The following is a 12,153-nucleotide window of genomic DNA, read 5'->3' on the forward strand; positions in this document are numbered from 1 at the left end:
TATAGAACTCTTGGAGTTGGGTCTTTCCCTATTTCTGCTAACTGATCTGCCAAAGCCGGAGCGATCGATCGCTGAATTCAGTGATGGGGGTTGCAGAAAAGTGCAGGTGATTTGGCAAAAGAAAAGGCACCTTTTCGCAAAGATGCCTTCGTACAAGTTGATGCGATGTCTCACTGTAAATCACGCGATGTTCAGACGGTGATTCGAGGTTGCTCCTTAGAAGCAGCGAACCACCCGAATGGTACGGATGAAGAAACGCCAGCCGATGCGGACGCGCTGACGAACCCAGATAAAGCGGCAGAATCGTCCACCATTGAGAGCAGCAGTTTCTTCTTCGTTCAGTTCGGTGAACAGTGGGTTATTTACAGATGAATTCATGACGTTCTCCTTGTTTTTTGTGGTTGATTGGTCTAAAAATGGTTGTGTTTCAGATGAATGCGCCGATCGAGGATTTAGTAGCAGCGCACGAGTCGAACGTAGCGGTAGAAGACGCGCCAGCCGACCCGGACAATCCGCCATGCCCAGAAGTAGTAGCAGCGGTGTCCACCATTCAGGGATGCTTGTTCTTCTTCGTTCAGCTCGGTAAACAATTGGTCGTTTGTAATTGCGCTCATGATTTTCTCCTTGATTGAAGTTAGTTGAGCAGTCCATCCAGGTTTTTCTGGGGGCTGAAGCGTTTTCGCTTAATTCATACAATAGGAGAATGCCCTTGCAGAGTCATTCACGCTTTGTGTCACCTTGGTTGCTGTTTCTATGAATCACCCATGACACCTATCGGTTACTCCCATTGCTCAAAACTGCATCCATAGCGATCAGGGGGAGCAAACCCGCTGAACTGCTTGAGTCCTTTGAATTTACAAATCTAAAGGTTTTGTTTGTTCTGGATCTGCCTGATCTAAGCGATGATTGCCCATAGTCCTATGCTGAATTGAAGTAACTTCTATGCAGATTTGGCGCGATCGGCTTTATCCCTTCGGAGTGGTGAGTGTTCTGGCGTTAACCGGCTTGGGACTCTGGGAAGCCAGTTTTCCTTCACCCACGATCGCCCAACCGATACCGGATGAGACTTTGGGGAACGAGCGATCGAGGGTGTTTCAAGCTGGAGAAACATTGTTTGGCATCAATGGCGGAGCGACCCGCGGAATCAATCTGTTTCACAGCTTCCAAGACTTTAACGTCGATAACGGCAATGCAGTCTATTTCATCAATCCAACTGGGATTGAAAATATTTTCAGTCGGGTAACGGGGAACAATCCATCTAACATCCTTGGCACGTTGGGTGTATTTGGGGGTAATGCCAACCTGTTTTTCATGAACCCCAATGGGATTGTGTTTGGACCCAATGCCCGATTAGACGTGCAAGGCTCTTTTATTGCAACCACGGCAGATGCGATCGAGTTTGGCACTCAGGGAATGTTTAGTGCGATCGATCCTCAGGCTCCACCATTGCTCACGGTAAATCCTTCGGCATTCTTTTTTAATCAGATTAATCCGAGTGGGATTATCAATAATTCTGTTGCTCCTGCTGGAACCAGTCCTTCGGGAATTCCACTATTTGGCTTGAGAGTGCCCGATGGTCAGAGCTTGCTGTTTGTGGGTGGCGACATTGCGATGAACGGTGGCAGACTCAATGCTTCAGGGGGACGAATTGAGTTGGGCGGGTTGGCAGAGCCAGGAGCGATCGGGTTAGAAATTGATGGCGCAGTTTTAAGCCTGTCTTTTCCTGACGATCGGACTTTAGCAAACCTTTCTCTTGGTAATGATACTGTGGTAGCAATCCCTGGTAGTGGAGGGGGCAACATCATCGTCAATGTTGATACCTTTACCGCTTCAGGTGGTGGCAGGTTAGTCACGGTTGCCGAAGGAGCAACGAATGGCGGTGATATTGAGGTTAATGCCAATACGCTTAACTTCACAGGTACTGGATTCAGTGGGAATGGTTCAGGGGTGATCTCTCTATCCTTTCCAAATACTACTGGAAGAGCAGGGGACGTTATTGTTAATGCTGGTTCGATCGTGGCTCAAGGTGGAGGTGGAATTGTTTCTGTAACCGCTGGTGCAGGAGATGCGGGAAGCGTCAGAATCATCGCCGACACGATCGAACTGATTGGACTGGCTGAAAGTCGTCAGTTTGTTAGCAGTATTAATAGCGAAACCAATCCTGGCTCCAGTGGAACTGGTGGAGATGTATCAGTTTCTACTCGAGTACTGCAAGTGCGAGATGGTGCAATCATTTCAGTCAGTACTCGTGGTACTGGGCAAGGTGGAACGCTCCGAGTGGAGGCAAGAGAACGAGCGGAGCTATCGGGAAGTGCTGTCAGTGCTCAAGGGCAAAGGGTTGCTAGCGGTTTGTTTGCCACCACTTTTGACACAGGACAGGGCGGCAGCTTAGAGTTTTCAGGGGGGCAGTTGCTCATTCGTGACGGGGCAGCAATTTCAGCCGCAACCTTCGGTGCAGGAAATGCCGGGAATGTCCGAGTCACAGCCGACACGATCGAACTAGTGGGGCTGGATGAAAGTCGTCAGGCTCCTAGTGGCATTGGAAGCGAAACCAATCCTGGCTCCAGTGGAACTGGTGGAGATGTATCGGTTTCTACTCGAGTACTGCAAGTGCGAGATGGTGCAACCGTTTCAGTCAATACCTTTGGTGCTGGACAAGGTGGAACGCTCCGGGTAGAGGCAAGAGAACGAGCGGAGCTATCAGGGACTGCTGTCAATGCTCAGGGGCAAAGGGTTGTCAGCGGTTTGGGTGCTATTACATTTGGTGGTGGGCAGGGCGGCAGCTTGGAGTTTGAAGGCGGGCAGTTGCTCATTCGTGACGGGGCAGTAATCTCAGCCACAACCTTTGGTACAGGAGATGCGGGAAGTGTGAGCGTAACAGCCGATACGATCGAACTAGTGGGGCTGGATGAAAGTCGTCAGGCTCCTAGTAGCATTGCTAGTGAAACCAATCCTGGCTCCAGTGGAACTGGTGGAGATGTATCGGTTTCTGCCCGAGTGCTGCAAGTGCGAGATGGTGCAACCGTTTCAGTCAGTACTCGTAGTACTGGGCAAGGTGGAACGCTTCAGGTTGAAGCCAGGGAACGAGCAGAGCTATCGGGGACTGCCATTGATGCTCAAGGGCAAAGGAGTGCTAGCGGTTTGTTTGCCACCACTTTTGACACAGGACAGGGCGGCAGCTTAGAGTTTTCAGGGGGGCAGTTGCTCATTCGTGACGGGGCAGTGATTTCAGCCGCAACCTTCGGTGCAGGAAATGCCGGGAATGTCCGAGTCACAGCCGACACGATCGAACTAGTGGGGCTGGATGAAAGTCGTCAGGCTCCTAGTGGCATTGGAAGCGAAACCAATCCTGGCTCCAGTGGAACTGGTGGAGATGTATCGGTTTCTACTCGAGTACTGCAAGTGCGAGATGGTGCAACCGTTTCAGTCAATACCTTTGGTGCTGGACAAGGTGGAACGCTCCGGGTAGAGGCAAGAGAACGAGCGGAGCTATCAGGGACTGCTGTCAATGCTCAAGGGCAAAGGGTTGTCAGCGGTTTGGGTGCTATTACATTTGGTGGTGGGCAGGGCGGCAGCTTGGAGTTTGAAGGCGGGCAGTTGCTCATTCGTGACGGGGCAGTAATCTCAGCCGCAACCTTTGGTACAGGAGATGCGGGAAATGTTCGAGTCATAGCCGACACGATCGAACTGATTGGAGTGGACGAAAGTCGTCAGATTGCTAGCGGCATTGGGAGTGAAACCAATACTGGCTCCAGTGGAACTGGTGGAGATGTATCGGTTTCTACTCGAGTACTGCAAGTGCGAGATGGTGCAACCGTTTCAGTCAATACCTTTGGTGCTGGACAAGGTGGAACGCTCCGGGTAGAGGCAAGAGAACGAGCGGAGCTATCAGGGACTGCTGTCAATGCTCAAGGGCAAAGGGTTGTCAGCGGTTTGGGTGCTATTACATTTGGTGGTGGGCAGGGCGGCAGCTTGGAGTTTGAAGGCGGGCAGTTGCTCATTCGTGACGGGGCAGTAATCTCAGCCACAACCTTTGGTACAGGAGATGCGGGAAGTGTGAGCGTAACAGCCGATACGATCGAACTAGTGGGGCTGGATGAAAGTCGTCAGGCTCCTAGTAGCATTGCTAGTGAAACCAATCCTGGCTCCAGTGGAACTGGTGGAGATGTATCGGTTTCTGCCCGAGTGCTGCAAGTGCGAGATGGTGCAACCGTTTCAGTCAGTACTCGTAGTACTGGGCAAGGTGGAACGCTTCAGGTTGAAGCCAGGGAACGAGCAGAGCTATCGGGGACTGCCATTGATGCTCAAGGGCAAAGGAGTGCTAGCGGTTTGTTTGCTACCACGTTTGGCACTGGGGATGGCGGCAGCTTAGAGTTTTCAGGGGGGCAGTTGCTCATTCGTGACGGGGCAGTGATTTCAGCCGCAACCTTGGGTGCAGGGGATGCGGGAAGTGTCAGTGTCACAGCAGATACGATCGAACTGGTAGGGCTGGATGAAAGCCGTCAAGGTGCTAGTAGCATTGCTAGTGAAACCAATCTTGGCTCAACGGGTAGTGGCGGAAGCGTTGTGGTTTCAGCCAGACAGCTAAACATCCGTAATGGTGCTGCGATTTCAACCAGTACAAGGGGTCCAGGCAATGCTGGAAACCTGCGAATTACTGTAGAAGAATCCGCCATCCTGTCAAGTGCATCTGTTCTCTCCAATGGACAACTTACAGCAAGTGGACTATTTGCAAGCACAACAAGCTCTGGTAACGCGGGTCAAATTCGTTTGCGCGTTGGGCAACTGATTCTCCGCAACGGCGGCATTATCTCAACAGTAACCGGGGGGAGTGGTCAGGCTGGAGATATTATGATCCGCGCCGATGATTCCATTCGTTTGGCTGGAACAGGGGGAAATGAGAACTCCATCATCACTAGCAGCATCACCAGCAGTGTTGCCCCCGGTTCTACAGGCAATGCAGGGAATATTCAACTTCAAGCCAGGAATCTGTCTTTGCGCGATGGGGGACAAATTAGTGCAGTCGTATCTAGAGAGAGTATTGATCTAGAAGGTAATATCATTCCGGGTGGACGGGGCAATGGTGGCAATATTCGCCTCAATATTGCAGACTCCATTACCCTCTCAGGAGTAAGCGATATTGGTGGTTTCTCCAGCGGCATTCTCACCCTGACTGAGCGGGGAGCGTTGGGCAATGCCGGTGATATCTCTATCAGAACGGGCAATCTTCGCATTACCGATGGGGCGATCGTCACCGCCAGTACCTTCAACCCAGGAGAGAGCGGTGATATCGACATCCGTGCTGCAAACCTGGAATTGTTAAACGGTGGGCAGATTGTCACCAGCACTCGCAACCGCAACAATGCCGGGCAGATTAACCTCAATATCACTGAAAGTACCCTGATCAGTGGGGTTGACCCAAACTTCTCCGATCGCCGCAACCGGGCCCAACAATTCACTCAAACACCAGCCGGACGATCGCAGCAAGTTGATGACATCATCGTCAACCAGGGACAACAGAGCGGTATCTTTGCCAATACCGAAGCCGATTCCACAGGAGATGGCGGGTCAATTCGTTTATCTACAACCAATCTTCAACTAACCGATCGCGCCCGCATCTCTGCTCAAAGTCAAGGCACTGGGGAAGCAGGAGGAATTGTAATTAACGCCAGAGAGAATGTCACCTTGAGCGATCGCGCTATCATTTCAACCCAGAGCCAGGGAGAGAATGCCCAAGCCGGCGATATTCAAATTACTGCTGGCAATACCTTTTCTGCTACGAATAGTGACATCACCACTTCTGCGGCCAATGCTTCTGGCGGGAACATTACCCTGCAAGCCAGCGACATTCGTTTGTTTGGTGATAGTGATATTTTGACCAATAGTGCGATCGATGGAGGAAACATTACTCTACGGGCTAACTCGATTCTAGCATTCGGAGACAGTGACATCATTGCCGCAGCCGGAGAACGAGGGGGCAACATCACCTTAGATACTCCGGTTTTCTTTGGATCAGGATTCACTTCCGATTCTGCTAATGCTGATCCAGATACATTGGACGGAAACGATCGCGTCGATATCAACGCCAGTGGTCAGGTCAGTTCTGGCAATATTTTTGTCCCAGACACAAACTTCATCCAGGATAGTTTAGCCGACCTGCCGGAAAGTGCGATCGACACTGAATCACTCATTGCCGCAAGTTGTGTGGTACGGAGTCAGGATACTGAAGGGACGTTTATTATCACGGGTCGAGGAGGGTTGCCGGAACGACCAGGAGAAGGAGAACGATCGGTTTATGCGACAGGAGAAGTGCGATCGATTCCTGAAACCAGTCAAACCTCCTGGCAGATGGGAGATCCGATCGTGGAGCCACAGGGGTTGTATCAACTGGAGGATGGACGAATGGTGTTGAGTCAAGAATGCGATTGAAGAATAGCAGATTGATTTAGCGGTAACTTTATTGGATGAGTTGACCGAGTTGCTTAAGAATTTGCAGAACCTGGATTAATTCATTGTCGGGAGTGAACAAAGAGAAAACCCTGGAAGTCGCATACTGTGGCGTAGCCGATCGGCTCAGCTTCAGGAACAGAAATTCACTGCCATTCGTAATCAATCCATATCCAGTAGGCTGATTGCTAGAAATCAAGTAAGCCAAGGCTTGAGGTAACGCTTTAGCCAGGGAGAAATCGCTCATTTTGGATTCAATCACAAGAATCCACAACCTGTCCTTCACCACCAAAACATCGATCGCACCTTTCACCATCACTCCATTTTCTTCATCCTCCATACTCCGAATTTGGATAGAGGCTTCCGTCCTGATGCGGAAAGGCGGCTGATAAAAACCAGCTAAATCCAGCAGTCCAGACAGCACCACCATTTTGACTGCACTTTCCAGCAAAGGGGGTTCTTCCAGGAGATTCTCAAAATTTGACTTAATGCGATCGAGACTCCGAATTTCTAACTCCGTCAACGGTTCAGTCAACGATTGCCACTCCGAAAAGAACTGGGGATCTCTGGCAAGGGTTAACCCAAACTGCTCTCTCAGGGTTGCTAGTGTGATTGAGTTGGCTTGAAGGGATTGCATCATGCTGCCCCGCTCTACTGCAACTCATTTTATCCTATTTGTTTTACTCTAATTTCAGTCCAAAAAGTAGCGGAATACGCTTGTGTTTGCCAAAGGTATCCGCTATGCTGTTGCGATACTGGTTGTTTCGACCGAAGGAGCCAGTTAACCAAACCCGCTTAAGGTGAGGTGTAGCGCTGATTAGGGAAGCTACCAACGACCCTAACCAGCTAACCTAACTTCTGTAGCACCAGAAAGTCAGGCTGTCTGATTGTAGATCACGCTGTCTATTTTCGGCTGCCTTGCTGATGAACGACGATGTTTGGGGGGCTGTCTCCTGGCACTCCCCACACCTTGAGCTTTTCTTCCCTTAATACGCATCAGCGAGGAACAAAATATGTCATCAGAGTTCAATGAACTGCTGCCCGTCGCGCAAGATGAACGGGTACAAATTTGGATTATCGGTACGCGGGATCAGGTCATCTTCACCATGAACGAATTCTATGTGCGACGGATTGCCACCGATCGGGTTCAGTTCACCCCGATTATTCCTGCTCCCTTTGCTACCGGGAAATACATGACGGTGCTGGTGCGATAATTTCTCTGCCTGAACAGCAAGGGCGATTCACGAATCCTGAACAAGGGCGATTCACGAATCCTGAGCAAGGGCGATTCACGAATCGCCCCTACCTGTGGGGTGGGCATCTTGCCCGCCCAGTCAACAATCTTGTGGGGCATCCTGCCTGCCCAGTCTAATCCAGCAGAAGCATTCACTTCACACAGATCATTTAATCCATGCGCCTCAATGGAGCAAACAACAGTTTCCCTCTCATCACCGCAAAATGTGCTGATAAGTACATAATGGGAATTTAGTAAAGGTTTCCTCAACAAAAATTTGCAACTTTCTCATAAAGTTGTTAGATTGCAAGAACTACTAACCTTTACATTGCAATCAATCACCATGCATTTCAACTTTATTCCGATTCCTCCTTCAGTCATGGAAAAATCGCGGGTTTATGAGCTAAAAAGTCGTTTGGATTGGGGAGAACCTGCGCTAACGATCGTGGACGTTCGCAGCCATGATGAATTTATTCAAGGGCACATTCTGGGGGCCGTCAATATGCCTTTAGGAGAGTTAGTTGATCGGGCTGCCAGATCTCTGGAACCTGTACGAGATATCTACGTCTATAGTGATACAGACGAAGAGGCTTCAGAGGCCGCCGCCAAGTTACGTGAGGCTGGATATATGAATGTCTCTGAAGTACAGGGTGGTTTGCCCGCCTGGAAAGCGTACCAATATCCAACCGAATCTGGTGCCATGTTTGTTGCCTGACTCCTTGTGTTTGCTATGACTTGTAACCTAAAGATCCACCTTCACGGTGGATTTTTTCGTGGTTTTTTTTGTGGTTTTTTTGTGATTTGCTTCATTACGACTTTTTGCCCTGGATAGTCTGCCCAATCCAAACGCTAAAACTTAAGATCTAGAATGTTGGCATTCACCTGCGATCGATCAGGCTGTCATTCATCCATCTGTCATCCGTCTTAAGGCATTAAATTGTTATCCTCTGTCCGGTTACGCCACTCTATCTGTAATATCCAACCCGAGTTTGAGCCGGATTTGATTCAGATTTACAGTCAAGTTTTGTAAGGAACAAGTTTTGTAATGCAAATGAAACGTTGTCGTTGGTTAAACCTGTTTCTGGCTGGAATATTTGCTTTTTTGGGTGCGATCTCCCTGGCTGCTTGTAGTGAATCCTGGTTATACACGCAATCGGAGCCGCCTCTGGTATTCAGTGCCATTGCTGAACCTAAAACGTTTAACTATGTCCTCAGTAACGAAGCATCCAATATTTTTAGCTATACCTACGAGGGTCTGACCACCGAAGACGGTGAAACGGGCGAAACGATCCCAGCACTGGCAGAATCCTGGGAAATTGCCCCCGATGGCTTGCAGATTACCTTTACCCTGCGCGAGGGGTTGCAGTGGTCAGATGGAGAGCCGTTGACGGTGGATGATGTGGTGTTCACCTACAACGAACTGTTCTTTAACGAAGCCATTCCTACCGCCATTCGTGACATTATGCGGATTGGTGAAAGTGGAGCCTTACCAACCGTTGAGAAAGTAGACGATCGCCGGGTTGCCTTCACCATCCCAGAACCCTTTGCGCCATTTCTGCGAAATACGGGTTTAGCTATTCTTCCGGCCCACGCCCTGCGGGAGTCTGTTGAAAATACCGATGCAGAGGGAACCCCCCTATTCCTGACCAAATGGGGTAGTGATACCTATCCAGGCGACATTGTTGGCAATGGCCCTTACGTTCTGGCCAGCTATATTCCAGGGCAAAGAGTCACCTTCCAGCGCAATCCATACTACTGGCGTAAAGATGAGGCAGGCAACCCACAGCCCTATATTCAGAAACTGGTTTGGCAGGTCGTTGAGTCTACAGACAATGCCCTGGTGCAATTTCGATCGCGGGGGCTAGACATCATCAGCGTTACCCCAGACTATTTTTCGTTGATGAAGCGAGAGGAGGAGCGGGGGCAGTTTACCATCTACAACGGTGGGCGGCATCTGGAACAACCTATCTTTCTTTCAACTTAAATCAGGGTAGCCGCAATGGTAGACCATTGGTTGATCCGATCAAGTCTCGCTGGTTTAATCAGGTGGCGTTTCGGCAGGCCGTTGCCTATGCCCTGGATCGCGATCGCATGGTGACGAACATTTTCCGAGGATTGGGCGAACCGCAGAACTCTCCCATCTCCGTCCAGAGTCCTTTCTATCTATCCCCTGAAGAAGGCTTGCCCGTTTACGATTACAACCCGGAGAAAGCCAGGGAATTATTGCTCTCTGCTGGATTTCAATATAACCAATTGGGTCAACTGCTGGATGCAGACGGCAATCGGGTACGCTTCACGATGATCACCAATTCAGGGAACGAAACCCGCAGAGCAATGGGGGAACAGATTGTGACTGACCTGCGCCAGATTGGGATTCAGGTGGATTTTCTAACTCAAGCATTCAACACTGTCGTCAGCAAACTCTCAAATTCCCTGGACTGGGAAGCCTGCATTCTTGGTTTTACAGGGGGAGTTGAACCCAACAGCGGAGCCAACGTCTGGCAACCCAACGGTCGATCGCACCATTTCAACAAAGCCGCCCAACCCGGAGATGAGCCGATCGAAGGGCGCGTGGTCGCTGACTGGGAAGAACAAATTGGGCAATTGTACATTCAGGGAGCACGAACTCTAGACGAGGAAGAACGCAGAGCCATTTATGCCCAATCGCAAATCATTACCCAGGAAAACCTACCCTTCATCTATTTAGTGAACCCCTTGAGCCTCTCCGCTGTACGCGATCGGATTCAACCCATCCGGTTCTCAGCATTAAGCGGTGCGCTATGGAATTTACATGAGTTGAAAATTGTGCAGGATGAGGCTTAGAAAACTTGAGGTCAGTACGGGCTACCCCCTGAAAACTCTTCCCTCCGATCCATGTCTTCAACATCACAATTTGTCACTATCAGACACTAAAGAGATACGACTGTGGAAATTGTCTGAAGTATAGATACTTTGTTATGCGCCAAAAGTTTTTTGTGCGGCTCGCGCTAGGGGGTCTTTGTCTGGCACTGTTGCTCGCTGCCCTACTCAACCTCGGCTCCAGTCCCAGAATGACGCGACTTTCGGAGTTGTTTCGGCAGGAGCAAAGTCAGCCTGGAGTAACCGATCGGGCCCAGCCCGGCATCCCGCCAACGGTAGTCGATGCTGATCGCTATGGCTCTGGCCTGCGGCGTACGATGAATCTGCTGACTAGCAGTACACCAGAGCAGCAGAATACAGTGAAAATCCTGTTTTACGGACAATCGATTACGCGGCAGGTATGGTGGCTGGAACTGGAGGATTACCTGAGACAACGCTTCCCAAATGCGAATTTAGTAGTGGAAAATCGGGCGATCGGCGGGTTTGACGCGCCTAAATTGATTCGCACCGCAGAACATGATCTGTACTCGTTTTACCCAGATTTGATGATTTTTCACGTTCATGGTGATGAAGAGTCCTATGAGTCCATCATTGCCAATGCTCGCCAGCGCACAACGACAGAAATTTTGCTCGTTTCAGACCACATTACCTGGATGCCGGAAGCAGGCGAATCCTCAGCCGATCGGACACGGGCCTACGAGTGGCATAATCGACGGGCAATGGAGTGGTTGCCTCAACTGGCTCAACAGTATGATTGTGAGCTGGTGGAAATTCGTCAACCCTGGGAGCAATATCTCAGAAGCAATGGCATGACTCCCAGTGACCTGTTGGCCGATGAAGATCACTTGAATGGGCCAGGCAATGCGTTGATGGCAAATTTCATTACAACCCATCTGGAGCAAATGCCCATTCAGCCGATCGCAGCGGATCCCGTCCAGACCTATGTTGTCGGCTCAGAGGTGCAGTGGCAGCAGGGCCGGTTGGAACTGGAGTTTGAGGGAAATCGGGTTGATTTGATTGCAGCGGATCCAGGGTCGATTGGTTCTGCAGCCAGCCAGTCCAATTTTTCCTTTGCCAGGGTTCTAATTGATGGTCGTCCTCCCTCTGAGGCAAATCTATACAAAATCACTCGCCCGTCGGATGTGTTTGGCGTGGATCAGCCTGCCGTGATGCAGGTGAGTGCTTCCGCAGCATTGATTCCAGAACGCTGGACGGCAGTGATTACAGAAATTAACGACACCTGCGATCGGTTTCGGTTCAGGGTGTATGGGTCTGAGACGGGGTTTGATGGTGAAGGGCAGAACGATCGCCAGTTTGTATCGCAATCGGGGCGCGTGGTGATCGAACCGCAGGACTGGTGGATTGATGATGCTTGCCAACTGTTTCAGATTGCCACCCCCGAAGGGTTTCAGTTTCACTGGCGTGTGGAACCGCTCTTTAGCGATGTCTATGTTCCACCGGCGATCGAAACAGCCAGCCCTCCCCCGACAACGACCATTGCCCAGGGTTTACCCAATCAAACCCATACCCTGGAAATTATCTCACCTGAAGGAAATCCAGCTCCGATCGCAGCGATCCGCGTTTATCGCCCCCCGTTCCGCCCGGAGGGATGA

General features: G+C 50.4%; 7 protein-coding genes and 1 pseudogene. 5 read left to right on the top strand and 3 right to left on the bottom strand.

Annotated elements, in window-relative coordinates:
* Positions 1-216 precede the first annotated feature (216 nt).
* Both ACM1PF_RS08240 and ACM1PF_RS08245 read right to left on the bottom strand, forming a co-directional pair.
* A complete protein-coding gene (locus ACM1PF_RS08240; protein ID WP_416673934.1) occupies positions 217-378 on the bottom strand; it encodes a hypothetical protein in 162 nt (53 codons plus the stop codon).
* A gap of 74 nt (positions 379-452) precedes the next feature.
* Positions 453-614 (bottom strand): hypothetical protein, encoded by a 162-nt coding sequence (locus ACM1PF_RS08245; protein ID WP_416673936.1) that lies wholly within the window; start codon positions 612-614, stop codon positions 453-455.
* A gap of 328 nt (positions 615-942) precedes the next feature.
* Here ACM1PF_RS08245 and ACM1PF_RS08250 point away from each other — a divergent pair, with 328 nt between their 5' ends.
* Positions 943-6,429 carry a two-partner secretion domain-containing protein gene (locus ACM1PF_RS08250; protein ID WP_416673938.1) on the top strand — a complete coding sequence of 1,829 codons (5,487 nt, stop codon included), beginning with the start codon at positions 943-945 and terminating at the stop codon, positions 6,427-6,429.
* Between the two features lie 28 nt (positions 6,430-6,457).
* Here the strand turns inward: ACM1PF_RS08250 and ACM1PF_RS08255 are convergent, their stop codons facing one another.
* A complete protein-coding gene (locus ACM1PF_RS08255; RefSeq protein WP_416673939.1) occupies positions 6,458-7,087 on the bottom strand; it encodes a restriction endonuclease subunit R in 630 nt (209 codons plus the stop codon).
* Positions 7,088-7,460: 373 nt separating this feature from the next.
* Here ACM1PF_RS08255 and ACM1PF_RS08260 point away from each other — a divergent pair, with 373 nt between their 5' ends.
* The 4 genes and pseudogenes from ACM1PF_RS08260 to ACM1PF_RS08275 all read left to right on the top strand — a co-directional run bounded on the left by ACM1PF_RS08260 (position 7,461) and on the right by ACM1PF_RS08275 (position 12,153).
* Positions 7,461-7,661 carry a hypothetical protein gene (locus tag ACM1PF_RS08260; protein WP_416673928.1) on the top strand — a complete coding sequence of 67 codons (201 nt, stop codon included), beginning with the start codon at positions 7,461-7,463 and terminating at the stop codon, positions 7,659-7,661.
* Between the two features lie 363 nt (positions 7,662-8,024).
* On the top strand, positions 8,025-8,396 hold the full coding sequence (locus ACM1PF_RS08265; RefSeq protein ID WP_416673941.1) for a rhodanese-like domain-containing protein: 372 nt from the start codon (positions 8,025-8,027) through the stop codon (positions 8,394-8,396).
* A 336-nt stretch (positions 8,397-8,732) separates the two neighbouring features.
* Positions 8,733-10,504 (top strand): annotated as a pseudogene (locus tag ACM1PF_RS08270) (ABC transporter substrate-binding protein).
* A gap of 134 nt (positions 10,505-10,638) precedes the next feature.
* On the top strand, positions 10,639-12,153 hold the full coding sequence (locus ACM1PF_RS08275) for an SGNH/GDSL hydrolase family protein (RefSeq protein WP_416673943.1): 1,515 nt from the start codon (positions 10,639-10,641) through the stop codon (positions 12,151-12,153).

This window comes from Egbenema bharatensis FJBBOT/2019 (assembly GCF_048077055.1).
In the GTDB taxonomy this organism is placed as follows: Bacteria; Cyanobacteriota; Cyanobacteriia; order Elainellales; family Elainellaceae; genus Egbenema; species Egbenema bharatensis.

Coding starts and splice junctions, on each gene's coding strand:
- ACM1PF_RS08275 (WP_416673943.1), top strand. CDS start 10,639: ATGCGCCAAAAGTTTTTTGTGCGGCTCGCGCTAGGGGGTCTTTGTCTG.
- ACM1PF_RS08250 (WP_416673938.1), top strand. CDS start 943: ATGCAGATTTGGCGCGATCGGCTTTATCCCTTCGGAGTGGTGAGTGTT.
- ACM1PF_RS08245 (WP_416673936.1), bottom strand. CDS start 614: ATGAGCGCAATTACAAACGACCAATTGTTTACCGAGCTGAACGAAGAA.
- ACM1PF_RS08255 (WP_416673939.1), bottom strand. CDS start 7,087: ATGATGCAATCCCTTCAAGCCAACTCAATCACACTAGCAACCCTGAGA.
- ACM1PF_RS08260 (WP_416673928.1), top strand. CDS start 7,461: ATGTCATCAGAGTTCAATGAACTGCTGCCCGTCGCGCAAGATGAACGG.
- ACM1PF_RS08265 (WP_416673941.1), top strand. CDS start 8,025: ATGCATTTCAACTTTATTCCGATTCCTCCTTCAGTCATGGAAAAATCG.
- ACM1PF_RS08240 (WP_416673934.1), bottom strand. CDS start 378: ATGAATTCATCTGTAAATAACCCACTGTTCACCGAACTGAACGAAGAA.